General features: G+C 64.5%; 23 protein-coding genes. 12 read left to right on the top strand and 11 right to left on the bottom strand.

Going from position 1 to position 23,516, the window contains the following annotated elements:
• Positions 1-29: 29 nt before the first annotated feature.
• From coaE to ABJO18_RS13325, 4 genes are read right to left on the bottom strand one after another with little or no spacing between them, the layout of a single operon-like run.
• Positions 30-623, bottom strand: a complete 594-nt coding sequence (gene coaE / locus ABJO18_RS13340) for a dephospho-CoA kinase (RefSeq protein WP_348509500.1) — start codon at positions 621-623, stop codon at positions 30-32.
• A complete protein-coding gene (gene aroE, locus ABJO18_RS13335) occupies positions 620-1,471 on the bottom strand; it encodes a shikimate dehydrogenase (protein WP_348509499.1) in 852 nt (283 codons plus the stop codon). Before aroE ends, coaE begins: the two co-directional genes overlap by 4 nt.
• Entirely contained in the window at positions 1,468-2,058 is a 591-nt protein-coding gene (locus tag ABJO18_RS13330) for a nucleoside triphosphate pyrophosphatase (RefSeq protein ID WP_348509498.1), read from the bottom strand. Before ABJO18_RS13330 ends, aroE begins: the two co-directional genes overlap by 4 nt.
• A complete protein-coding gene (locus tag ABJO18_RS13325) occupies positions 2,055-2,897 on the bottom strand; it encodes a pyruvate, water dikinase regulatory protein (RefSeq protein WP_271187244.1) in 843 nt (280 codons plus the stop codon). The genes ABJO18_RS13330 and ABJO18_RS13325 overlap by 4 nt, the downstream gene beginning before the upstream one ends.
• 455 nt (positions 2,898-3,352) lie before the next feature.
• Between ABJO18_RS13325 and hemE the strand changes: the two genes are divergently transcribed.
• The 4 genes from hemE (at position 3,353) to rho (ending at position 7,446) form a co-directional block, all read left to right on the top strand.
• Positions 3,353-4,390 (top strand): uroporphyrinogen decarboxylase, encoded by a 1,038-nt coding sequence (hemE, locus tag ABJO18_RS13320; protein ID WP_348509497.1) that lies wholly within the window; start codon positions 3,353-3,355, stop codon positions 4,388-4,390.
• Positions 4,391-4,404: 14 nt separating this feature from the next.
• Positions 4,405-5,457 carry a ferrochelatase gene (hemH, locus tag ABJO18_RS13315; protein WP_348509496.1) on the top strand — a complete coding sequence of 351 codons (1,053 nt, stop codon included), beginning with the start codon at positions 4,405-4,407 and terminating at the stop codon, positions 5,455-5,457.
• Positions 5,454-5,912, top strand: coding sequence for a CopD family protein (locus ABJO18_RS13310; RefSeq protein ID WP_348509495.1), 459 nt, complete (start codon positions 5,454-5,456; stop codon positions 5,910-5,912). The genes hemH and ABJO18_RS13310 overlap by 4 nt, the downstream gene beginning before the upstream one ends.
• 229 nt (positions 5,913-6,141) lie before the next feature.
• A complete protein-coding gene (rho, locus tag ABJO18_RS13305; RefSeq protein WP_348509494.1) occupies positions 6,142-7,446 on the top strand; it encodes a transcription termination factor Rho in 1,305 nt (434 codons plus the stop codon).
• A gap of 196 nt (positions 7,447-7,642) precedes the next feature.
• Here the strand turns inward: rho and ABJO18_RS13300 are convergent, their stop codons facing one another.
• Both ABJO18_RS13300 and ABJO18_RS13295 read right to left on the bottom strand, forming a co-directional pair.
• Positions 7,643-8,620: a quinone oxidoreductase gene (locus tag ABJO18_RS13300; RefSeq protein ID WP_348509493.1), complete on the bottom strand. Its 978-nt coding sequence runs from the start codon at positions 8,618-8,620 to the stop codon at positions 7,643-7,645.
• A gap of 67 nt (positions 8,621-8,687) precedes the next feature.
• Positions 8,688-9,566, bottom strand: coding sequence for a glycerophosphodiester phosphodiesterase family protein (locus tag ABJO18_RS13295; RefSeq protein ID WP_348509492.1), 879 nt, complete (start codon positions 9,564-9,566; stop codon positions 8,688-8,690).
• 143 nt (positions 9,567-9,709) lie between these two features.
• On the opposite strand from ABJO18_RS13295, the gene ABJO18_RS13290 reads away from it, so the two are divergent.
• The gene (locus tag ABJO18_RS13290) at positions 9,710-10,342 is read left to right on the top strand and encodes a glutathione S-transferase family protein (protein ID WP_348515965.1); all 633 of its coding nucleotides are present in this window, start codon (positions 9,710-9,712) and stop codon (positions 10,340-10,342) included.
• A 57-nt stretch (positions 10,343-10,399) separates the two neighbouring features.
• Here ABJO18_RS13290 and ABJO18_RS13285 read toward each other — a convergent pair whose 3' ends face one another.
• Positions 10,400-11,104, bottom strand: coding sequence for a dienelactone hydrolase family protein (locus ABJO18_RS13285; protein WP_348509490.1), 705 nt, complete (start codon positions 11,102-11,104; stop codon positions 10,400-10,402).
• Between the two features lie 49 nt (positions 11,105-11,153).
• Here ABJO18_RS13285 and ABJO18_RS13280 point away from each other — a divergent pair, with 49 nt between their 5' ends.
• The 6 genes from ABJO18_RS13280 (at position 11,154) to ABJO18_RS13255 (ending at position 17,106) form a co-directional block, all read left to right on the top strand.
• Complete coding sequence (locus tag ABJO18_RS13280) at positions 11,154-11,417, top strand: DUF6489 family protein (protein ID WP_271187234.1); 264 nt, start codon at positions 11,154-11,156, stop codon at positions 11,415-11,417.
• A gap of 3 nt (positions 11,418-11,420) precedes the next feature.
• Complete coding sequence (gene mnmE / locus ABJO18_RS13275) at positions 11,421-12,737, top strand: tRNA uridine-5-carboxymethylaminomethyl(34) synthesis GTPase MnmE (protein WP_348509489.1); 1,317 nt, start codon at positions 11,421-11,423, stop codon at positions 12,735-12,737.
• 124 nt (positions 12,738-12,861) lie between these two features.
• Complete coding sequence (gene mnmG, locus ABJO18_RS13270) at positions 12,862-14,721, top strand: tRNA uridine-5-carboxymethylaminomethyl(34) synthesis enzyme MnmG (RefSeq protein WP_348509488.1); 1,860 nt, start codon at positions 12,862-12,864, stop codon at positions 14,719-14,721.
• The gene (gene rsmG / locus ABJO18_RS13265; RefSeq protein ID WP_348509487.1) at positions 14,722-15,345 is read left to right on the top strand and encodes a 16S rRNA (guanine(527)-N(7))-methyltransferase RsmG; all 624 of its coding nucleotides are present in this window, start codon (positions 14,722-14,724) and stop codon (positions 15,343-15,345) included.
• Entirely contained in the window at positions 15,335-16,180 is an 846-nt protein-coding gene (locus ABJO18_RS13260) for a ParA family protein (protein WP_348509486.1), read from the top strand. The genes rsmG and ABJO18_RS13260 overlap by 11 nt, the downstream gene beginning before the upstream one ends.
• On the top strand, positions 16,177-17,106 hold the full coding sequence (locus ABJO18_RS13255; RefSeq protein WP_348509485.1) for a ParB/RepB/Spo0J family partition protein: 930 nt from the start codon (positions 16,177-16,179) through the stop codon (positions 17,104-17,106). The genes ABJO18_RS13260 and ABJO18_RS13255 overlap by 4 nt, the downstream gene beginning before the upstream one ends.
• Before the next feature lie 123 nt (positions 17,107-17,229).
• On the opposite strand, the gene holA is transcribed toward ABJO18_RS13255, so the two are convergent.
• Genes holA through ABJO18_RS13235 form a run of 4 tightly spaced genes read right to left on the bottom strand, consistent with a single transcriptional unit; the run spans position 17,230 to position 21,917 of the window.
• Positions 17,230-18,282, bottom strand: coding sequence for a DNA polymerase III subunit delta (gene holA / locus ABJO18_RS13250; protein ID WP_348509484.1), 1,053 nt, complete (start codon positions 18,280-18,282; stop codon positions 17,230-17,232).
• Positions 18,279-18,797, bottom strand: a complete 519-nt coding sequence (gene lptE, locus ABJO18_RS13245; RefSeq protein ID WP_348509483.1) for an LPS assembly lipoprotein LptE — start codon at positions 18,795-18,797, stop codon at positions 18,279-18,281. Before lptE ends, holA begins: the two co-directional genes overlap by 4 nt.
• Before the next feature lie 7 nt (positions 18,798-18,804).
• Positions 18,805-21,384, bottom strand: a complete 2,580-nt coding sequence (gene leuS, locus ABJO18_RS13240; RefSeq protein WP_348509482.1) for a leucine--tRNA ligase — start codon at positions 21,382-21,384, stop codon at positions 18,805-18,807.
• A gap of 32 nt (positions 21,385-21,416) precedes the next feature.
• A complete protein-coding gene (locus ABJO18_RS13235) occupies positions 21,417-21,917 on the bottom strand; it encodes a DUF3576 domain-containing protein (protein ID WP_348509481.1) in 501 nt (166 codons plus the stop codon).
• A gap of 263 nt (positions 21,918-22,180) precedes the next feature.
• On the opposite strand from ABJO18_RS13235, the gene ABJO18_RS13230 reads away from it, so the two are divergent.
• Complete coding sequence (locus tag ABJO18_RS13230; protein WP_348509480.1) at positions 22,181-23,422, top strand: porin; 1,242 nt, start codon at positions 22,181-22,183, stop codon at positions 23,420-23,422.
• The last annotated feature ends 94 nt before the right edge of the window (positions 23,423-23,516 follow it).

Below are 23,516 nucleotides of genomic sequence, written 5' to 3'. Positions count from 1 at the left end.
GTCGGCCGCTTGCCCGGCGGCCGGAATGTCTAGCTGGCGCGCAGGGCCGCAATGATCTTGCCAACCTGCTGACGCGCATCGTCGAAACCGCCCGATGTTTCAACGATATAGTCCGCTTTTTCCAGCTTCACCGAATCAGGTGTCTGCCGCGCGATTATGGCGGCCAGCTTGTCTTCCGTCATGCCGGGCCGCTGCAGCACGCGTTCGCGGCGGACATGATGCGGTGCATGCACGGCAATCACCGCATCGACATGTTCATGACCGCCGGTCTCGAACAGGAGCGGCACGTCCAGGATCACGATATCGGCACCGTCTTTCCGCGCCGCATCGAGAAAGTGCTGCCGGGCCTCGCCGACAAGGGGATGTACGATGGCTTCAAGGCGCGCAAAACCGTCCGGGTCCTCGTTCAGCTGCCGGGAAAGACGCGCCCGGTCGATCGACCCGTCCTCTGCCAGCGAGCCCGGGAAAGCGGCTTCCACCGGCCCGACAGCCGCGCCGCCAGCATCATAGAGTGCATGCACGCAGGCATCGGAGTCGAAGACCGGGATGCCGGCTTCGCGGAACAGCCTGGCTGTTGCCGACTTTCCCATGCCGATGGACCCTGTCAGACCGATGATTTTCACGGGCGGGCTCCCAGCGCTTCGAGCAGGACCGGACGAACCGGCGGATCGGCCGGCGCATCCTGGCCGAAGAAGGCCCGGAAGCTGGGCCGGGCCTGGCCGATCAGCATATCCAGCCCGTCAATGGTTTTCAGACCGGCCTGCCTCGCCCCGCCGAGAAACCCCGTGACCAGCGGTGTGTAGACACTGTCGAACACGATCGCGCCGGTCCGGGCCTTCGCCCAGTCCATGACGAGATCGTTCTCGCCCTTCAGTCCAAGCGCCGTCGCATTGACGACGATGTCGGCCTCGGCGAGGGCCGCATCGCGGTCGTCCCAAGGGACAATGCCGGCGTCGGGGGCAAGTTCAGCCGCGAGCGCCCGGGCCCGGCCGGCAGTCCGGTTGGAAATGAGCAGGTTTTTGACACCCGATGTCACCAGCGCATGGACCAGCGCCCGCGCCGCTCCGCCCGCTCCGATTACAAGGGCTGTCGAGCCGGCATAGTCGGGCTCAGCCGGTTCGAGCGCTGCAAGAAAGCCGGCTGCATCGCTGTTGTCGGCGAGAATTCCGTCTTCGTGGAATGTCAGGAGGTTGGCCGCCCCGATGACCCGCGCAGCCGGGGTTGCCCGATCGGCCAGGGCAAGGGCAGTCTCCTTGTGCGGCAGGGTGACATTGAGCCCGCTTGCCTGGGTAAGGGCCAGCCCGCGCACAAAAGCCTCGAAACCTGAAGGCGGCACGGCAAACGGCAGATAGGCGGCGTCCAGTCCGAGCGTGCGGATCCAGTGCGCCATCAGCCGGGGCGACAGCGAGTGCGCGACCGGATCACCCGCCACACCGGCGAAGACCGCGCGGCCTGTTAGCCCGACCGTCATGCCGGGATCACGTCGAATTCGCGCAGCGCATCCAGCAGCGGCAGGAGCGGCAGGCCGAGAATGGCGTAGTAATCGCCTTCGATCTTCTCGAACAATTGCGCGCCCAGACCTTCGAACGCATAGGCACCGACGCTGGCAGTCAGCGCAAAACCGGCGCGTTCGAGATAGTCGTCGAGAAACGCGTCGGAAAAGGCGCGCACATGCAGGGTGGAGGATTGCTGGTGCTGCCAGACGCATTCACCGCCGCGGTAAAGCGCCAGGCCGGAATGCAGCTGATGCGCGCGGCCGCGCATCGCCATAAGACGATCGCGGGCAAGGGCAGCATCCGGGAGCTTGTCGAGCAGGGCACCATCGAGTTCCATCGTCTGGTCGGCACCCAGAACGAGGGCACGCGGCCGGCCACGCGACACCGCTTCGGCCTTCGCCTTGCCCAGAACCAGCGCCATCTCGGCCGGTGAGAGATCGCTGCGCTGATCCTTGATCACGCTTTCGTCGACATCGGGCTTTTCGACCGAGAATTCGATGCCCGCATTGTCGAGGATCTGGCGGCGGATCTGACTGCCGGAAGCGAGGACGAATTCGGTCATGATTTGGCTGCGCGCTTTTCGTTGACGAGATTGATGATCTTGGCGGCCGTCTCCTCGATCGAACGGCGTGTGACATCGATGGTCGGCCATTTGTGCTTGGCGTAGAGCCGCTTGGCATAAAGGATTTCATCGCGCACCGCGAAGTCGTCGATATAGTCGGTATCGCGATCCTCATTCAGGCTCAGCAGGCGGTTGCGGCGGATCTGCACGATACGCTCGGGCGAGGCAGTCAGGCCGACAACCAACGGATTGCGCAGTTTGAAGATCGCCTCGGGCAGGGGCACATCCTTGACCAGCGGGATATTCGCCGCGCGATAGCCGCGATGGGCGAGATAGACGCTGGTCGGCGTTTTCGAGGTGCGGCTGACGCCCAGCAGCACGATATCGGCCGCTTCATAATCATCACCCTGGCCGTCATCATGCGCCATTGTATAATTGAGCGCGTCGATACGGCGGAAATATTCGGCGTCCAGGGAGCGCTGGGCTCCGGCCCGGCTGGCCACGGGGCGGCCAAGATAGGTGCTCAGCGTGGCGAGCATCGGATCGAGCACGGCAATCGCCGGCACGCCGAGTTCGGCGCAACGGGTTTCCAGCTCCCGGCGCAGGTCGGCATTGACGATGGTGTACATCACCACGCCGGGATAGGCCTCCACCTCCTCGAACACGCGTTCCATCTGCCGCGACGAGCGCACCAGGGCATACAAATGCTCCAGCGGATGCGTGCCCTCGAACTGCGCGACCGAGGCGCGCATGACCTCCATCAACGTCTCACCGGTTGAATCCGACACCATATGGATGTGGAAACAAGTTTCGAAGCGTGTGGATGGCGGAACGGTCATGGCGCGTTTTTGCCCCTCGATCGCGTTTACGATCTGTTAACAAATTGGGAAAACCGGCCACAATCCGGCTCGTCGTTTCCCGCCCTGTGAGTAGTACCGGGTGTTACCCGGCAGAACCAACACCTCTTTCCACACGCTGGAGGCTGTGAACAAGCCTGTTCGGGAATATCGGCAATTCACAGAGCGGATCCGGTTTTCGACACGATATTCTGCGAAGAACTACGATCAAGAAATTGAATTTCTTTCTTTAATCCGGTTTTCAAAGACGTCCTGATCGACGGATTGTGGATATCGCGCCGGGGACGGGGATATCCGGCAAAACGGTATAACCGTATTCGCCCACACGATTCACGGCCCTACAATCACATCAATTCAATTAAATGGTTTTGGGAGGGAAAAGGGGCTGGTGAAAAGGACGCATTGATCGAAAGCCCGCAGATGCCTAATCAGGCGGTATGACACTGACTTCGAAAAAGCCGATGCTCGCTGTCCTCTCCGGAGAGACGCGCACCCCGCCTCCGGTCTGGCTGATGCGACAGGCCGGCCGGTATCTCGACGAGTACCGGGAGGTTCGCTCCCGGGCAAAGAACTTCATCGATTTCTGTTTCTCGCCCGATCTGGCGGCTGAAGTGACTCTGCAGCCGATCCGCCGGTTCGGTTTTGATGCAGCGATCCTGTTTGCCGACATCCTGCTGATCCCGATCGCGCTGGGCCGCAAGGTCTGGTTCGTTACGGGCGAAGGTCCCAAGCTGGAACCCTTCGATCCGCTGGCGTTCGAGACGCTGACGCCGGAGCGTGCCCGCGAGGTGCTGGCGCCGGTCGGTGAGACCCTGCGCCGGGTTGCACCTGAGCTTCCCGAAGAGACAACGCTGATCGGTTTTGCCGGCGCCCCCTGGACCGTCGCGACCTACATGGTCGAGGGTGGCGGGTCGAAGGACCGGTTTTCCGCCCGCGTCGCGGCCTGGCAACATCCGGAAGCCTTCGACGGCATGCTCGACCGGATCGCCGATGCGACGGCGGAATACCTGGTCATGCAGGCCGAGGCCGGCGCCGAGGTGCTCAAGATTTTCGACAGCTGGGCGGAAGGACTGCCGGAACCCCTGTTCGAACGGGTCGTGATCCGGCCGACAAAGCGGATTGTCGACAAGGTGCGCGCTGCCGGCATGACGGTGCCGATCATCGGCTTTCCGCGCGGGGCCGGGGCCTTCTACGCCCGCTATGCGCGCGAGACCGGCGTTACGGCCGTGGCGCTCGATACCGGCATGGATCCGGCCTGGGCCCAGTCGATGCTGCCCGAGGGCATGCCGGTCCAGGGCCATCTCGACCCGGCTGCGCTGCGGGCAGGTGGTGCGGCCTTGCGCAGTGAAACGCAGCGTTTGCTGGATAGCTGGTCTGGACGGCCCCATATCTTCAACCTGGGTCACGGCATTACGCCCGATGTCCCGGTTGCGCATGTCCATGAATTGTTGGCATGCATCCGGGAGCGGGCCTGAAACAGGAGAGCGCCATGGGTGATGCGCGCCGCAAGCTGGCTGTAGTGCTGTTCAATCTGGGCGGCCCGGACGGTCCGGACGATGTTCGTCCCTTCCTGCGTAATCTCTTCCGCGACCCGGCGATTATCCGTGCGCCCGGCCTGATCCGCGAAGCGCTGGCGCTGCTGATCTCGACGACGCGGGCGAAGGAAGCAAAGGCCAATTACGCCAAGATGGGCGGTGGCTCGCCGCTCTTGCCTGAAACACGCAAGCAGGCTGATGCGCTCAAGGCCGAGCTGGAAAAGGCTTTCCCCGATCACGAGATCGGTGTCTGGCCGGCGATGCGCTACTGGCATCCTTTGACCGAGGATGTGGCGGAGGACGTCTCGGCCTGGTCGCCGGACGAGTGCGTGCTGCTGCCGCTCTATCCGCAATTCTCCACCACAACGACGGCGAGTTCGCTGAAGCGCTGGCGCGAGGCGGGCGGTCCGGAAACCCGCACGGTGTGCTGCTATCCCACCGAACCGGCCTTTGTGGATGCGCACGCCGCGCTGATCCGCAAGACCTGGGAGAAGGCGGGCCGGCCGGACAATGTCCGTCTGCTGTTCTCGGCCCACGGCCTGCCGAAGAAGGTGATCGAGGATGGCGATCCCTATCAGTGGCAGGTCGAACAGACTGTCGAGGCCGTGATGCGCCAGATGCCGGAATTCCCGGACTGGCAGGTGTGTTATCAAAGCCGGGTCGGACCGCTGGAATGGATCGGCCCGTCGACCGAAGACGCGATCGAGGGCGCCGCGAAGGACGGCCGGAACATCCTTCTCAGCCCGATTGCCTTCGTGTCCGAGCATATCGAGACGCTGGTCGAGCTCGACGAGGAATATGGCGATCTGGCCCGCGAGCACGGTGTGACATCCTATGTCCGTGTGCCGGCGCTGGGCCTGGATGCCGTTTTCATTGAATCCCTGGCGACATTGGTGAAGTCTGCCCTGGCGGGGGCGCCGGGTCCGCGGTGTGATACGGGCGGGCGGATCTGTCCGGCGGAATGGTCCGGATGTCCCTGCCGGAACGGGGAATTGGAAACAGCATGATCCTGGCGGCAGCGTATGACTGGTTGCGGGCCCTGCACATCCTGGCGGTGATCGCCTGGATGGCGGCGATGCTCTATCTGCCGCGGCTCTTCGTCTATCACTGCGCCGCCCGGCCGGGCGGCGAGCTGGACGAGACGCTGAAAATCCAGGAACGCCGCCTGCTCAAGGGCATCATGAATCCGGCGATGATCGCGACCTGGCTGTTCGGCCTGCTGCTGGTCTGGTCGAATGCCGAGCGCGCCGGCGGCTGGACGATTTTCCTGCACTGGGCCTGGATCGCCAAGTTTGCACTCGTGCTGGCGATGTCGGCGATGCATGGCGTCTATTCCAAACGGGCCCGCCTGTTTGCCGAAGGCACCAATGACTGGTCGGACAAGCGCTATCGCATGCTCAACGAAGTGCCCTTCCTGCTGGCCTTCCTCATCGTGCCGATCGCGGTGGTGGCGCTGAAATAGCGCAGCGTTCCGCGCTTGTGCTTGACGGGGATGGCAAGGCGTGGCAAGGCTTTGCGTAACTCCTCTTATGGATCCTTTCTTTGCGTGGCGCAGGACATTGGTCCGACGACGCGCCAGCCCATTCCACATGTCACAGGTCGTTTCCGGGTAGCCGGCACGCCTATTGTTTGAACGCGACAGCTCCCGGTTCCGGGATGGTCGCCTGTAATGTCTGACAGATAGACCCATCATGACCGACGAAACTTCCCTGCCCGCCCCGCTCGAAGGCCTGGAGCGGATGACTCTGCAGGATCTCAAGGAAAAGAAGCCGACCGAACTCCTGCAGTTCGCCGAGGCCCTGGAGATCGAGAACGCCTCGGCCCTGCGCAAGCAGGGCATGATGTTCGCCATCCTGAAGGCCCTGGCCGAACGGGATGTGGAAATCCATGGCGGCGGGGTGATGGAAGTCCTCCAGGACGGGTTCGGTTTCCTGCGTTCGCCGGAATCCAACTACCTGGCCGGCCCCGATGACATCTATGTCTCGCCGACCCAGATCCGCAAATTCGGCCTGCGCACCGGCGATACGGTCGAGGGCGAGATCCGCAGCCCGCGCGATGGCGAACGCTATTTCGCGCTGCTCAAGGTCTCCTCGATCAATTTCCAGGATCCCGAGAGCGCCCGTCACAAGGTGCATTTCGACAATCTGACGCCGCTCTATCCCGAGAGCCGCTTCGTGATGGAGTCGCAGGATCCGACGGTGAAGGATCGCTCGGGCCGGGTGATCGATATCGTCGCCCCGCTCGGCAAGGGCCAGCGTGGCCTGATCGTCGCGCCGCCGCGGACCGGTAAGACCGTGCTCCTGCAGAACATCGCCCACTCCATCGAGAATAATCACCCGGACTGCTACCTCATGGTGCTGCTCATCGATGAGCGCCCGGAGGAAGTCACCGATATGCAGCGCACGGTGAAGGGCGAGGTGATCGCCTCGACTTTCGACGAGCCGGCCACGCGCCACGTCCAGGTCTCCGAAATGGTGATCGAGAAGGCCAAGCGCCTGGTCGAGCATGGCCGCGACGTGGTCATCCTGCTGGACTCGATCACGCGTCTGGGCCGCGCCTACAACACCGTCGTCCCGTCCTCGGGCAAGGTGCTGACCGGCGGTGTCGACGCCAACGCCCTGCAGCGGCCCAAGCGCTTCTTCGGTGCTGCGCGGAATATCGAGCATGGCGGCTCGCTGACCATTATCGCCACGGCGCTGATCGATACCGGTTCGCGCATGGACGAAGTGATCTTCGAAGAGTTCAAGGGTACGGGTAACTCGGAAATCGTGCTGGACCGCAAGGTCGCCGACAAGCGCGTCTTCCCGGCGATCGACATCCTCAAATCCGGTACGCGGAAAGAGGAACTCCTCGTCGACCGCAGCCAGCTGCAGAAGATGTATGTGCTGCGCCGCATCCTCAACCCGATGGGCGCCCAGGACGCGATCGAGTTCCTGCTCGACAAGCTGCGCCAGACCAAGACCAACGACGAATTCTTCGACTCGATGAATACGTAGGTCTGCACCTGCTGCATTTGTCATCCCGGCCGTATGGCCCGCGCAGGCGGGCCGCAGGGCCGGGACCTCTACGCTCGCTTGAGGCCGGAAGCAGGCTCGATTTGAGCGATAGCTGAACAGGCACCGGGACTATGGGTCCCGGACTTTCGCCCCGCCTGCGCGGGGCGTTCTTCCGGGATGACATCGATAAAGTGGGCTACGGCACCAGCACACTCGCACCCGTCGTCCGCCGTCCCTCCAAGTCCTGGTGCGCCTTTTGCGCGTCGGCCAGGGCATAGCGCTGGTTGATGTCGATCGAGATGGCACCGCGGGCGACGGCGTCGAACACGTCGGCGGTGTTGGCGGCGAGGTCTTCGTCTGACGCCACATAATGCATCAGGGACGGCCGGGTGACGTAGAGCGAGCCCTTCTGGGTGAGGATGCCCAGATTGACACCGGTCACCGGTCCGGACGCATTCCCGAAGGTCGCGAGAAGACCGCGCGGTGCCAGACAGTCCAGCGACATCTCGAACGTATCCTTGCCGACGCCGTCATAGACGACCGGCACGCCGCGTCCTTCGGTGATCTCGCGGACGCGCTCGACGACATTCTCGCGGGAATAATTGATCACATGCGCCGCGCCCCTCTGCCGGGCGATCTCGCATTTCTCGTCGCTGCCGGCCGTGCCGATCAGGGTGACGCCCATATCGGCCGCCCACTGGCAGGCGATCTGGCCGACCCCGCCGGCGGCAGCATGGAAGAGGATCGTGTCGCCGGCCTTGAGCGCATAAGTGTCCTTGAAGAGATAGCGCACCGTCATGCCCTTCAGCATGAGGGCGGCCGCCTGTTCGTCGCTGACGCCATCGGGGATTCTGGCGACGCGTCCGGCCGGCAGGATATGAGCCTGGGAATAGGCGCCGATGGGCCCCGATCCATAGGCGACCCGGTCGCCGTCCTTCAGCTTTGTCACGCCATCACCGACGGCCTCGACGATGCCGGCGGCTTCCAGGCCGATACCGCTGGGCAGGGGCAGGGGGTAGAGACCGGAGCGATGATAGGTGTCGATGAAATTGACGCCTATGGCCGTGTGGCGCACGCGAACCTGACCCGGTCCCGGCTCGGCCAGATCGACGGTGTCCAGACGCATCACATCTGGGCCGCCGGTCTCGTGAATGCGGATTGCCTGAATACTCATTGCGCGTGCTCCCCTATCAACCTCCTGTCAGATAAGATGTTTCCCGTGAAACACCAGAGCGCGGAGACTATTGAGCCGTGCAGGCCGCGATCTGTGCCTGCAGCACGTCCGCACCGCCCAGCGCGACAACAGCCGTGTCGACATCGTCGATCGAGAGCAGTTCCACACCGGCTGCCGCGGCCGTCTGGTAGACAGCGGGATCGCCGTTTTCGAGCCTGAACAGGCCGGTGGAGGTTTCCAGTCCGGCTTCGGCGAGGCGGGCATCCTGCCCGGCGTCCGCGGCACCGACCCCGGTCCAGATATAGACGGCATCCAGATTGGCGCCGGCCGCGCTCAGGGCGGCGGGGTCATTGGGAGCGGACAGGAGGAGACCGTCATCCAGCGCGTGGATCGCGGCAGCCTGGTCGATGGAATAGGCGATGATGGCGACTTCATCGCGCGCGTCGTGGTCGTGGACAAAGCCGACAATCTCTTCGGGGGAGACCGATTTGAGATCCAGATTGAGGACCAGGCCGGCCTCACGCGCCACCGTCAGGGCATCGGCGAGGGTCGGGATGGTGTCCTCGACAGTATTGCCGTCCGGATCGCGCAGGGTGGTGCCGGAGAGCGCCTCCCAGGCGAGACCGTTCAGGGAGCCGGCTCCGGTCGTCGTGCGGTCCAGCGTGTCGTCATGCAGCAGGAAGAGCACGCCATCGGCCGAACGCCGCACATCGATCTCGGCATAAAGCACGCCCATCTCGGCAAGGCGGCGCAGGGTGGACAGGGCGTTTTCCGGATAGCCGGGCGCCGGGCCGGCACGGTGTGCGGCCAGCATGGCGGCCCCGGTCTCGCGGAAACAATCAAGCTGGATTGCCGGTGCGGCCAGATCGGTTTCAGCCGCCGAGGGGGCGGACGGCGAGCAGGCGGCGGCCAGGACGAGGAGGGAGGGAATGAGGCGCTTCAGCATGGGTGTCTCCGGAAAATGTCGGGAGACACTATCCCATGTGCGCGACAGAGTTGTATCTGTGACATGCTGAAATTCAGTACGGCGGCGCAAGATCGCCGTGGAACGGTAGGACAGGACAAACAGCGATAAAGGGGAGACCGGCCATGGCCGATACGTCAGGAATTCGCGTCTATCATGCACCGCGCACGCGCTCGATCCGGGTGCTGTGGCTGTTGCAGGAAATGGGTCTGCCGCACGAGATCGTGCCCGTGAAGTTCGACTCGCGCCCGGCCGGCGACGAGGCTTATGCCGAAATCCATCCCCTGCGGAAAATCCCGGCGCTGGACGACAAGGGCACGATCGTCCTGGAGTCGCTGGCGATCATGCAATACCTCCTGGGCCGTTACGGACCGTCTCCGTTGGAGGTGACACCGGGCGAGGCCGATTATGGACGGTATCTGCAATGGCTGCATTTCGGCGAAGCCGGAATGATGATGCCGGTCAGCCTGCTGCTGGCGCACACGGTCTTGCTGCCGGAAAAGGCGCGCGATCCGAAACTGGCCAAGTGGGCACGGTCAGAAGTTGACCATCTTCTTGAATTTATTGGGAAACACGGGATCGGAGACCGCGAATACCTGGCCGGTGACCGGTTCACAGCTGCCGATATCTCGATCGTCTACATGCTCTACCTGATCAAGGTGATGCGCCAGTTCGACGGTGCGCCGGAGAATGTACAGGCCTATTTCACACGCCTGACCAAGCGTGAAAGCTGGGTCGCTGCAACGGCTGTGGAATAGATCGACGGCTTGCGTCTGCGGCACCTGCCTCGAAAGGCAGGTGCCGGCAGGTTTGGCCTATTCGGATTTCAGATTCTTCCGGAAGAATTCCAGCGTGCGGCTATCGGCGAGATGGGCGCTCTCGGGATTATAATGTGCCCCCTCGATGCGCGAGAAGGCGTGCTCGTCGTCGGGATAGTCGTGCAGCGTCACCTGCAGGTGCGGGTCGAGGCCGGTATGCATCGCAGCCTGGCTTTCCGGCGGCACGAATTCGTCGCGGCCGGCGATGTGCAGCATCAGCGGTTTCGAGATCTTGCCGGCCTCGTCGAGAAAGTTCGGGATGTTGACGCCGTAATAGCCGACGGTCGCATCGCTGTCGGTGCGGGCTGCTGTGAGATAGGCCATCAGCCCGCCGAGGCAGAAGCCGATGGCGCCCACCTTGCCGGTGCAGCCATCCAGCTTGCGCACATGATCGATGGCCGCCTGGACGTCCTCGATACCGGTATCCGGATTGAACTTGCCCATCAGATCGAAGGCCTTGTCGAGCTCGGCCTGGCTCTTGTCGGTGATGTCGACGCCCGGCTCGATCCGCCAGAACAGGTCGGGGCAGACCGCAATGAAACCCTGGGAGGCCAGGCGGTCGCACATCTCGCGCATCACGTGATTGACGCCGAAGATTTCCTGCAGGACGACGATGCCGGGTCCGGTACCGCTCGCCGGTTTGGCCATGTATGCTGAGAACGTGCCGGCCGGCCCGGTGATGCGGATGTCTTGACCTGTCATGTCATGCTCCTGTTCATTGGAAGAGGACCCACCATCCTGCGAGGCGGCCATGAAGGTCAACATCGAGATCGAATGCACACCGGAGGAAGCGCGCAGCTTTCTCGGCCTGCCCGACGTTACGGCGCTCAATGAGAGCCTGATGACGGAAATGCAGAAACGGGCTGAAGCCAATATGGATCAGCTGGACCCCGAGGTTCTGATGCGTCAGTGGTCGGCCTTTGGCGGCGAGATGACGAACCAGTTCATGGAGCTGATGCGCAGCGCGGCCGGGCCCGCTGCCGGCGGCAAGACGGGCAGCAGCAAGGATCGCTAGGCCGTGAACACGACAATCTATGCCCTGTCGACGCCCCCGGGACGCTCCGGCGTGGCGGTTGTCCGCCTGTCCGGTCCTGACGCAGGCGGCATGCTGGATGCGCTGGCGGGCCTGCCCAGGCCACAGCCGCGCCGGGCGGCGCTGCGCACGCTGAATGCGCCCGACGCGTCCGTCATCGACCGGGCACTGGTGCTGTGGTTTCCGGGTCCGGCAAGCTTTACCGGCGAGGATTGTGCCGAACTGCACCTGCATGGCGGGCCGGCCGTGATCGAAGCTGCGCTGTCCGCGCTTGACGAGAGCGGGGCGGTTCCGGCCGAGCCGGGCGAGTTCACGCGGCGGGCCTTCGAGAATGACAAGCTGGACCTGACCGAGGCCGAGGGCCTGGCGGATCTGATCGAGGCCGAGACCGAAGGCCAGCGGCAGCAGGCCCTGGCCCAGATGTCCGGGGCTCTGCGGGAACTTTATGAAGGCTGGCGCGAGGATCTGATTGTTGCCATGGCCTCGATCGAGGGCGAGATCGACTTCCCCGACGAGGCCGATGTCCCTGACGCATTGTCCCACGTGGCACATGCGCCGTTGAGCCGGCTGATCGCCTCGATGGAGGCGCATCTGGATGATGGCCGGCGCGGCGAGCGCGTGCGGACCGGCTTCTCCATCGCGCTGATCGGGGCACCAAATGCGGGCAAGTCGAGCCTGTTGAATCGGCTGGCGCGGCGCGAAGCGGCCATTGTCACGGATATTCCCGGGACCACGCGTGACGTGGTGGAGGTGCGCGTCACGATGGCGGGCTTTCCGGTCATCATCTCCGACACGGCGGGTCTGCGCGAAGCGGTAGATGCGATCGAGGCCGAGGGCGTTCGGCGTGCGCTGGATCGCGCCGATAATGCGGATCTGCGGATCGGTGTTGTGGATGCGCGCTCCGATGCGGATATGCTCGATCTTCGCGGACGCCTGAAAGATGACGATCTGCTTGTTCTCAACAAGCTCGACCTGGCGCCGCAGAAGCGCTCTGACGGCGCTTATCGCCTGTCCGCCAAGTCCGGCGATGGCGTGGACATGCTCGAGGCGAAGATCGAGGAGATCGTGCGCGAACGTCTTAGTGCTCGGGAACTGCCGGCACTAAGCCGGGCCCGGCATCGCCGTGCGGTGGAAACCGCTCTGTCTGCGCTGGAGCGCTGCCGTGAGCGGCTGGCCGATGCGCCGGAGCTCGCCGGCGAGGACGCGCGACTGGCGGTGCGGGCGCTGGAAAGCCTGACCGGCCGCGTTGATGTCGAGGATGTTCTGGACCGGGTGTTCAGCCAGTTCTGCATCGGCAAGTAGGGTCTCGTGAACCGCACGACGTGTTTCACGTGAAACACGCGGGCTCTCCCCTCGACTCGACGGCCTGCGGGCATTATGTAGGCCGACCTTTTCCGCAAGACAGAGCGTCGGGATCGAGCCGGTCATGAAGCAATGGGATGTCATCGTCATCGGGGGCGGGCACGCCGGCTGTGAAGCCGCGTCCGCTGCCGCGCGCCTCGGCGCATCGACCCTGTTGCTGACCCACCGTCTCGACACGATCGGCGAGATGTCCTGCAATCCGGCTATTGGCGGTCTGGGCAAGGGCCACCTGGTGCGCGAAGTCGATGCACTGGACGGTGTGATGGGCCGCGTCGCGGACGCGTCGGGGATCCAGTTCCGTCTGCTCAACCGCTCCAAGGGTCCGGCCGTGCGCGGTCCGCGGACCCAGTCCGACCGTGCGCTCTACAAAGCCGCGATGCAATCGGCTCTGGGCGCGACGGACAATCTGGAGATCCGGGCCGCGGCGGTAGAGGACCTGATCATCGACCAGGGCCGCTGCGTCGGGGTGACGGATGCCGCGGGGAATGAGTACGCCGCCGCGTCTGTCGTTCTCACGACAGGCACTTTTCTGCGCGGCATGATCCATCGCGGTGCCGAGCGCATTCCGGCCGGCCGGGCCGGGGAGGCGCCATCGGTCGGTCTGGGCGAGACGCTCTACGGGCTCAAGCTCCAGATGGGCCGCCTCAAGACCGGAACGCCGGCGCGGCTGAAGAAGTCGTCGATCGACTGGGAGAGTCTTGAACAGCAGGCGGCGGACGAGACGCCGGTGCCGTTCTCCTTCCTGACCGACCGGATCGAGGTGCCGCAGATCACCTGCGCGATCTCCCGCACCACGGAAGCGACGCACGCCATCATCGCTGCAAATCTCGAACACTCGGCCGTCTATTCCGGCGCGATTGCCGGGCGCGGGCCGCGCTATTGCCCGTCCATCGAGGACAAGGTGGTGCGCTTTGCCGACCGGACCAGCCACCAGGTTTTCCTGGAGCCGGAGGGTCTGGACGATGACACCGTCTATCCCAATGGCATCTCGACCTCGCTGCCCGACCATGTCCAGGACGCCTTCCTGAAGACCCTGCCGGGTCTCGAACAGGTCGAGGTCAAGCGCTACGGCTATGCGATCGAATACGACTATGTCGATCCGCGCGAGCTCGACGCCACGCTGCAGGTGCGCGCCGTGGCGGGGCTTTGGCTGGCCGGTCAGATCAATGGCACGACGGGGTATGAAGAGGCGGCCGCCCAGGGCGTGATGGCCGGCTTCAATGCGGCGCTGTCCGCCCAGGCGCGCGAGCCTTTCGTGCTCAGCCGGTCGGACGCCTATATCGGTGTGATGATCGACGATCTGATCACACGCGGGGTCAGCGAGCCCTATCGCATGTTCACCTCACGCGCCGAATACCGGCTCACCCTGCGGGCCGATAATGCCGACCAGCGCCTCACGCCGAAGGCGATCGCGCTGGGGGCGGCGTCTGTTTCACGTGAAACACGCTTCACCGGCAAGATGTCGGCACTTGAGACGACCCGCAGCCAGGTGCAGGGGCTGACCCTGACTCCGAACGAAGCCAAGGCGCACGGTCTCGCTGTCAACGCGGACGGCAAGCGACGCACGGCGAGCGAGCTGCTCGCCTATCCCGATATCGCCTGGAGCGACCTCGCGCCGATCTGGCCAGAGCTGAACGATGTGGCGCCGGACATTGTCGAGCAGATCGAGATCGATGCGCTCTATGCCGGCTATATCGATCGTCAGCAGGCCGATATTCTCGCCTTCCGCCGGGACGAGGCCGTGCGGCTTCCCCGCGATCTTGACTATCGCTCTGTCGGTGGCCTCTCGAACGAAGCCCGCGAGAAGCTGGAGCGCGCGCGTCCCGAGACGCTGGGTCAGGCCTCCCGTATCGAGGGCGTCACGCCGGGTGCTCTGACGGCGGTTCTGGCGCATGTGAAGCGGCTCAGCAAAGAGGCCAGCTAGGTGACACGCGACGACTTCCAGGCCCGCACGGGTGTTTCACGTGAAACGCTCGACGGCTTTGACCGCTGGCGGCAGATCCTCGTCGAGACGAGCGCTCACACCAATCTCGTGGCGCGCAGTTCGCTCGATCATTTCTGGGAGCGCCATGCCCTGGACAGCTTCCAGCTGATGCCCCTTGTTTCACGTGAAACGCGTCTTGTCGCCGATCTGGGTGCCGGTGCCGGCTTTCCGGGCATCGCCCTGGCGCTGGGTTTCCGGGATCGGGGGCAGGCGGCCCGTGTCGTCATGATCGATTCCGTGGGCAAGAAAGTCGCTTTCCTGCGCAAGGTAATCGACGAGCTGGGCCTCGACGCCGAGGCGCGCTCGGTGCGGGTGGAGACGCTCGATCCGGCGGAAGGTTTCGATCTCGTCACCGCGCGGGCCTTCGCGCCGTTGAATAAATTATTGGGCTATACCGCGCCCCTGTTGAAAAACGGGGCTGAAGGCCTCTTCTTCAAGGGCCGGCAGTACCAGGATGAATTGACCGAAGCCCGCAAAAGCTGGACAGTCGATCCTGAAGTCATACCCAGTCAGACGAGCGACGGTGTGATCCTGCGCATCAAAGAGGTCGAGCGTGTCCGATAAGAACGAGCGCCGCAGAGCGCCCCGCGTCATCGCCATCGCCAACCAGAAGGGCGGCGTGGGCAAGACCACCACAGCCATCAATCTGGGCACCGCCCTGGCAGCCATCCGCCAGAAGGTCGCGATCATCGATCTGGACCCCCAGGGCAATGCGTCCACCGGGCTGGGCGTGCCGCCGAGCAAGCGCACCCTGACATCCTATGACGTCCTGGTGGGCGGCGATCCGCTGAAGTCGGCCCTCGTGCCGACCGTGGTGCCGGGCCTGTCCATCGTGCCGTCCGACCAACTCCTGTCCGGGGTCGAGCTGGAACTGGCCGACGATCAGCGCCGCTCCTACCGGCTCAAGCGCGCTGTCGACCAGAGCATTGCCGCGCTGTCGCAGGATGAGGACGGGCTGGACTATATCCTGATCGACTGTCCGCCTTCGCTGAACGTGCTGACGGTGAATTCGCTCACCGCGGCCGATGCCATCCTGGTGCCGCTGCAGTGCGAATTCTTCGCCCTTGAGGGCCTGTCCCAGCTCCTGCGTACCGTCGAGCGTGTGCGCGGCCATCTGAACACCAAGCTGGAGATCCAGGGCGTCGTGCTGACCATGTATGACGGCCGCAACAATCTCTCCGCCGAAGTTGCCGCCGATGTGCGCGAGCATTTCGGCGACAAGGTCTACAAGACGATGATCCCGCGCAATGTGCGGGTCTCCGAAGCGCCATCCGTGGGCAAGCCGGTGCTGCTCTATGATCTGCAATGCTCCGGCTCGCAGGCCTATATCAGCCTGGCCAAGGAAATCGTCCAGCAAGAGCGCAAACGCCGCCGGGAAGAGCAGGGTGAAGCCGCATGACATCCACTGACAAGAACCGCCGTCTGGGCCGAGGCCTGTCCGCCCTCTTGGGTGAGGTCGAGACCGAGGATTATGCCGCGACGGATGGCGGTGATGCGCCGGCCTCCGCACCGCGCTCGCGCGATGGTGTGCGCACCCTGCCGATCGAACTGATCCGGCCCAATCCGGACCAGCCGCGCAAGACGATTACCGAATCCGAGCTGGAAGCGCTGTCGGAATCGATCGCCGAAAAGGGCGTGGTCCAGCCGATCCTCGTGCGGCCGATCAAGGGCGAGGGCGAAGCCTATGAGATCGTTGCCGGCGAACGCCGCTGGCGCGCGGCCCAGAAGGCCCGCCTGCACGATATTCCTGCACTTGTCCGCGAGCTCACCGACAAGGAAACGCTGGAAATTGGCATTGTCGAGAACGTCCAGCGCTCCGACCTCAACCCGGTGGAAGAGGCCCATGCCTACCGCCAGCTGATCGACCGCTTCGGTCACACCCAGGACGATGTTGCGCGCGCCGTGTCCAAGAGCCGCAGCCATGTCGCCAATATGGTCCGCCTTCTGGCCCTGCCGGAGGCCGTCCTGACGTCTCTCGCCAGCGGTGAAATCAGCACGGGTCATGCCCGGGCGATCGCCACCGCGCCCGATCCGGAAGCGCTTGTCCGCATCATTGTCGAGAAGGGCCTGTCCGTGCGCGAGACCGAGCGTCTGGCCCGCGATGCCCAGTCCGGAAAAGCCGCTGACAGCAAGGCCGGCAAGGCCCCCAAGCCTGGTGACAAGGATGCTGACACACGGGCGCTGGAGTCCGACGTCACGGCCCGCCTCGGCCTGTCCGTCGATATCCGTCATGGCAGCAAGGGCGGCGAGATCCGGGTGCAGTACAAGACGCTCGAACAGCTCGACGATGTCTGCCGCCGGCTGTCCGGAAACCGCACCGCCTGAGCCCTCAAGGAAGGGTAGCTGAAGCATTTTCAGCAAAAGTGGGAATCGGTTTTGCGGTTCGAAAATGCGACCACTTAAAAAAGCTGGAGCAATTGCATCGACTTCAATGGCGATGAAATTGCTCTAGCGGCTGGCCTGTGCGGCGCCGCGCGCCAGCCGGATCAGCAATTCGCTGACCAGAGCCTCGGCCGGGCTTCCCGACCGTTTGACATCCCGCTCGGCTTGGAAGGCGAGCTGCCGCGCATGATCCAGCCGGCGGCCGCGCCACAGGCCGACCTGCCGCTTGAAGGCGTCGGCCTGGGGACCGAAGCGCGGCGCACCCGAACGCGCCAGGGCGGCATCATCGCCGCCGGAACTCTGCACGACACCGATCTGGTCGAGCCGCCGCTGCAGGGCGCGCAGGACTGCAACCGGACTGCCGCCGGCGCTCACCGAGCGGACATAGGCCTTGTCGGCCTCCGCAAGCCGGCCGAGCAGGGCGGGCTCGATGACGGCGTCCATCTGGGCCTCGCCCTGGTCGGCGGCGATCGCCTCGACATCCTCGAGCGTCACGATATCGTCGCCCTCGGCGCGCTGGCCGCGAAGACCCTTGTAGAGAATCAGCTTGTCGATCTCCCCGCGGGCGAGTGCGCGGTCGCCTTCGAGCCGTGGCAGCCAGAGCATGCGCGCATCAGATGCAATCGACAGACCCTCAGCCTTGAGTAGGTCTTCAGCGAGGTTTCCGAGCGATCGCGCGTCATCGGCGTAACATGCTATAGATAAAGCCTTTTTTGCCGGTTCGAAGGTTTTCCGAAGCTTCCCTCGCGGCGTTAGGTCTCCGGACTCGACCACGAGTACGGTTTGCGGCGCCAGAGAGCCGCTTTCAATCTCGGAAATTATGTCCGCGACAGGCCCGCCGCCGGTCTCGCCACTGAGCCGGACCCGGACCAGACGCTGACCCCCGGTCAGCGACATGGCGACCATCGCATCGGCCAGCGCGGCCGGATCGGATTTGAGGTCTTCCTCGGTGAGGAGGGTCAGCGCGAAGGGATCGTCCGGATCGGACAGGATCGACTTGACCAGCGTGCCGGCGCGCTCGTGAGCGAGGCCGCGATCCGGCCCGTAGATCAGATAGGCCTTGATGGCCGGATCCGGGGTCCGGACGCGCGCATCGGCGTCGCGGGCCGATACCTTCATGGCGTGGCGGGCCCCTGGGTCTGGATCTCGTCCAGCGCGCGCACAAGCTGCATGGAGACCCGCTGGGCCGCCATCCGGGCTGCGCGCGCCTGGGCATCCTGCTCGGAGATCATGGAGGCGTAGACAGACCCTGAGAGATTATAGGAGGCCTCGCCATAGGTGGAGCCGACGAGAACCGGGTCAACCTCTCCGTCACGATAGAGCGCATAGTCGACTTCAAGCCGGATGGAAAAGCGCCGGACGATCGCATCGGCTCCGACGCCCAGCCCGGTCGCGCCCAGATCGGTCTCCGTCCGCAACGTCAGATCGCCATCGGCATGTCGCGAGCCCATCTGGTCGATCAGGGCCTCCTGCAGCAGGAAGTCGACCCGTTCATCGCCCGTCTCGACACGGATCTGGGACAGTGTGCCGCCGACCGCGCTCGATCCGTACATCGGGGAAAAACCGCAAGCGCCCAGCGCCAGCGTGAAGGAGGCTGCCAGAGAGCCCAGGATCACTCGACGGCTGGTACGCATGGCTTTCCTATCCCACGACGATATTGACGATCCGGTCCGGTACCACGATCACCTTGCGCACTGTAAGCCCTTCGGTGGCGCGCACCACCCCGTCATGCGACAGGGCGAGCTCCTTGACCACATCTTCCGGCGTACCCTTGGCCACATCGATCTGGGCGCGGCGCTTGCCATTGACCTGGATCGGCAGTGTCACCGTGTCCTCGACCAGCAGCGCCGGATCCGCATCCGGCCAGGCCGCGTCGATCACCAGGCCTTCACCGCCCAGTACCGACCAGCATTCTTCGGCCAGGTGCGGCACGAAGGGGGCGATCATGCGCACGAGAATGCCCAGGCCTTCGGCCTTGGCGGCAACGCCGGCCGCATCGGACGGTTCGAACTTGCGCAGCGCATTGACCAGGTCGTGAACCTGGGCGACGGCCGAGTTGAAGCGGAAACCCTCGATCGAATCCGTCACGGATTTCAGGGCCTTGTGCGCGGTCTTGCGGATCTCCAGTGCGTCGCCTGTGGCGCCGGCTGCTATCGTTGCGGGACCCGGGGCGCCCTCGGGCAGCGAGGTGACGGTCGTCCAAAGGCGCTGGATAAAGCGCCAGACGCCTTCCACACCGCTGTCGGTGTACTCCACATCACGCTCGGGCGGGCTGTCGGACAGGACGAACCAGCGTGCTGCATCGGCGCCATAGCTCTCGATGAACGCATCCAGGTCGACGACATTCTTTTTCGACTTGGACATTTTCTCGATCGCACCGACGGTCACCGGCTTGCCGGTGGCGATCTCGATGCGCGTGCCGTCGCGTTCCTCGATCTCGTCGGGGCCGAGCCATTTGCCGTCAGCCGACTTGTAGGTCTCGTGCGTCACCATGCCCTGGGTGAACAGGCCGGCGAAGGGCTCGCCGCCCTCCAGCTTCATCAGGCCGCAATCATTCAGCGCGCGCGTGAAGAAGCGGGCATAGAGCAGGTGCAGGATGGCGTGTTCGATCCCGCCGACATATTGATCGACCGGCATCCAGTGCTCGGCCTCGGCCGGTGCAAAGGGCGCGTCCCCGGTCCAGGGCGAGGTGAAGCGCAGGAAATACCAGGACGAGCACACGAAGGTGTCCAGCGTATCGGTTTCCCGGCGCGCCGGCTTGCCGCATTTCGGGCAGTCCGTGTTTTTCCAGGTCGGATGGCGTTCCAGCGGGTTGGACGGCTGGTCGAACGTCACATCCTCGGGCAGGACTACCGGCAGCTGGTCTTCCGGTACCGGCACGGCGCCGCAATCGGCGCAATGCACGATCGGGATCGGGCAGCCCCAATAGCGCTGGCGGGACACCAGCCAGTCGCGCAGGCGATAGCTGGTCGCCCCCTTGCCGAGGTCGAGCTTTTCCAGCTCCTCGATGGCGCGCTCGATCGCGGCCGGCGTTTCGAGCCCGTCCAGGAAGCGGGAATTATAGATCGTGCCGTGGCCGGTGAAGGCTTCGTCCTCGATCGTGTGCGTCGCGGCATCGGCGTTCGGCGGCAGCACCACCGGATTGACCGGCAGATCGTATTTGCGGGCGAAGTCGAGGTCGCGCTGGTCGCCGGCGGGCGAGCCGAAAATCGCGCCCGTGCCATAGCCCGACAGCACGAAATTCGCCGACCAGACCGGGATTTCCCAAGTCTCGTCAAACGGATGGCGGACCTTGATGCCCAGATCGATACCCTTCTTGGGGGCTTTCTCGATCTCTTCTTCCGTCGTGCCCATGCGGGCGCAATCCTGACAGAAGGCTTCGATCTCGGGATTGTTCTTCGCCAGCGCCTTCACGATCGGATGATCGGGCGCCAGGGCCAGGAAGCTGGCCCCGAACAGGGTGTCCGGACGGGTCGTGAAGACGTCGATCGTCTCGCCGAAACGGGTGTCGGTCAGCGGGAAACGCACTTCGGCGCCACGCGACCGGCCGATCCAGTTCGACTGCATCGTGCGAACCTTGTCCGGCCAGCGGTCGAGACCCTCGATGGCGTCGGTCAGCACATCGGCATACTGGGTGATCTTGAAGAACCACTGGTCCAGCTCGCGCTGCTCGACCTCGGCGCCGGAGCGCCAGCCCTTGCCGTCGATCACCTGCTCATTGGCCAGAACCGTCTGGTCGACCGGGTCCCAATTGACCTTCGCCGTCTTGCGGTAGGCCAGGCCATTTTCCCACAATTTCAGGAAGATGGCCTGCTGGTGACGATAATAGGCCGGGTCGCAGGTCGCGATTTCGCGGCTCCAGTCGAGGGCCAGGCCCAGACGCTGGAGCTGTTTGCGCATGACGTCGATATTGCCATAGGTCCACTTGCCCGGATGCACGCCGCGGTCACGGGCAGCGTTTTCCGCCGGCAGGCCGAAGGCGTCCCAGCCCATCGGGTGCAGCACGTCGAAGCCGCGGGCGCGCTTGTAGCGCGCCACGACGTCACCCATCGTGTAATTGCGGGAGTGGCCGACATGGATGCGCCCCGACGGATAGGGGAACATCTCCAGGACATAGTATTTCGGCTTGCCGGACTCGGGTCCGCCGGCACGGAAGGCATCACGCTCCGCCCAGGCCGATTGCCATTTCGGTTCGGCCTCGCGGGGATTGTATCGGCTCATGGTCATGCTCGCTGCGAGGCCTTACGGCGTCACTAGCCTTCCAGCTGGGAAATACGCAGCTGTCGGGCCCGGGTCAGGATCGCATTCTCGATCTCGTAGGCGGTGTCGTCACCGGACTGCGCGTCGGTCCACTCGCCGCGGTCGTCACGAACCTGGCGGAAGACATTGACGGCCAGCGCGTCGGCGCGGAGGCGCGTATCGAGAATATAGACCGTCAGCTTGAAGCGCTCGGTCGGCATCTGCGGATTGGCATACCAGTCCGTGATGATGACGCCGCCGAACGGATCGACTTCCGACAGCGGCATGAAGGAGATGGTGTCCAGGCTGGCGCGCCACAGGAAACCGTTGACGCCGATACCCTCGACCTCGACCGGACGATTGCCGCCACCCAGCGGGTTGGGCAGGGACGGCAGGCGCAGGCCGGACCGGCTCTCCGACGCGGCGGATTGCTCGGCCGCATTGTTCGAGGCACAGGCCGACAGGCCAAGAATGGCGGCGGAGAGGGCTACTCCAAGAATCCGACGGTCGGACATAAGCCGAGACTCCTTCGAAACAGACAGCGGTAACACGCGGGGAACCGTGAACGCGGACGCGCTCTTGCTTTGACGATTTGTATAACATGCGAAACGGGACACGCCAGCGCCGAAAGGCACCCGTTGCGAGCGTGGCAGGATCGCAACAACTTGGCGCCAAGTTTTCCGCAAGCCGTCCGGGGTGCTTGACCGGACGGGCGTGCTGACCTCCTTTAGGTGTGCGACGTCCGGGGGGACGGGGCCGATCGGCGGGACCGCGAGACATGGTACGGACACTCAGCGCGACCTTGATCGCCGCTCTGTCCGGAGCGCTTGCGGCCCCGCCGGCATTCCCTCAGACAGACTCGTCTTCCGGTATATTTTCCAGTGAAAACAGTGGCTTCGGTGCGGCGTACGAGACGCGTTTCGAGCTCGATGCCGGCACGGTTCTCGCCTCGGGCGATGACGCTGATACGCCGCTGTTCGACATCGATACGGCCCTGACAATCGAAGGCTTCACCGATGCCGGTCGCCGCTATGGCCTGGTCCTCGGCGGGCGGATCGAGCGCGACAGCGGCCGCCGCGGATGGGGCGGGCTGGCGGGTGATTGTCCGGCCGGGCGCGGCGATTGTGCCACGGGGGTGAGCCCGGCGAGCGGCTATCGCAGCAGCGGCGCACCGGCTGGCGACGCCACCCGCACGGCTCTGGAAGACGCCTATCTTTACTACGACACGGGCTGGGGCGAGCTGCGTTTCGGCTATGGGCCGGGCGCTGCCCAGCTGGACACGGCCGGCGGTCCGGCAGCTTTCCGTCTCAGCCGCGCCGATGGCGGCCGGGTCGCGACAGACCGTCTGTCGGGTGCACGCACGGCCAATCTTGCCTCGGGCTGGTCGCCGAAAATCCTGTTCCGCTCCGTTGCCCTCGGACAGGAAAGCACGATCGGCACCTTGCGGGCCTCGGCCTCATATACTCCGGCCGTGCACGATTGCGGTGTCGATGTCTGCCATCGCGAATACGGACCGGCCGGCCTGGTCAGCCCCGTCTTCGACGATATGGCCGAGCTGGGCCTCATTTACGCCATCCGCCGCGGCGATCACGAGATCAAGGCATCTTTCGGTGTCGCCAGCGGCGCCGACGCCACCGGCCGGCCGGGTTTCGAGCGCCTTCTCGCTTGGGATGCGGGCCTGTCCTGGCGCCATGGCGACTGGTCGGCGGGGCTGCGCACCCTGGTCAGCGACAACGGTCTTGCCGGCGACCAGGGCTATCAGGCCTGGTCAGCTTCGGCCGGATATGAAGCCGGTCCCTGGCTGTTCACACTGGAATATGCGGGCTTTTCCGACGATGCCGTTCATGTCGACGGGACCAGCTGGCAGGCGGGCGGATCGCGGCTGATCGGCGAGCACTGGCTTGCCGGCGTCGGACTGCGCAGCGCGAGGCGCTGGGATCCGGTGCTGACACCGGTCGGCCGGGCCCGGGTCCGGGCTGACGACACCGTCGGATTTTTCGAACTCGGCTGGCAGTTTTGACAAATCCGCCACAGGCGGCGTGAAACTGCTGTCGCCGCCGCAGAATCTTCTTGGGACGGATGGGTGCGGTGCGGTAAAACCGACTGGTGTGAGG

Source organism: Maricaulis sp. (genome assembly GCF_039978735.1).
Lineage (GTDB): Bacteria > Pseudomonadota > Alphaproteobacteria > Caulobacterales > Maricaulaceae > Maricaulis.
The sequence above is the reverse complement of the archived record's forward strand: the minus strand, read 5'-3'. Positions and strand labels throughout refer to the sequence as shown.